The organism is Sulfitobacter sp. HI0040, from assembly GCF_001634885.1.
Taxonomy (GTDB): Bacteria; Pseudomonadota; Alphaproteobacteria; order Rhodobacterales; family Rhodobacteraceae; genus Sulfitobacter.
Genome location: NZ_LWEX01000285.1, coordinates 1 through 397 on the forward strand (window position 1 = coordinate 1; position 397 = coordinate 397).

At 59.2% G+C, this 397-nt stretch carries 1 protein-coding gene; it reads left to right on the forward strand.

Annotation, left to right across the window (positions count from 1 at the left end):
• Nucleotides 1-214 precede the first annotated feature (214 nt).
• The gene (gene rpmG, locus A3728_RS13790; protein ID WP_007119221.1) at nucleotides 215-382 is read left to right on the forward strand and encodes a 50S ribosomal protein L33; all 168 of its coding nucleotides are present in this window, start codon (nucleotides 215-217) and stop codon (nucleotides 380-382) included.
• Nucleotides 383-397: the final 15 nt, after the last annotated feature.

Below are 397 nucleotides of genomic sequence, written 5' to 3' on the forward strand. Positions count from 1 at the left end.
CTGTAGCCGTATCGGCAACGATGCGGTCAGAGGAATGGTCATCCAAGGGGGCAACCCCTGGACAGAATCCGGCTTACAGGCCTTCCGCGCATTTACCTTCCCCCGCCGGGGAGGGCTGGGGGAATTTGCGGTTGACTCGGGCGCGGGTCTGGCTAGAACCCGAAATTCAGGATTCACGCACCGCGGCAAAGGCCGGTGCAGCAGGAGAAGACTCATGGCGAAGCCAACCACGATCAAGATCCGTCTGAACTCGTCCGCGGGCACAGGCCATTTCTACGTCACCAAGAAGAACGCCCGGACCATGACCGAAAAGATGGTCATCAAGAAATACGACCCGGTCGCGCGCAAGCACGTCGAGTACAAGGAAGGCAAGATCAAGTAATCCTGCCCCTCTGCC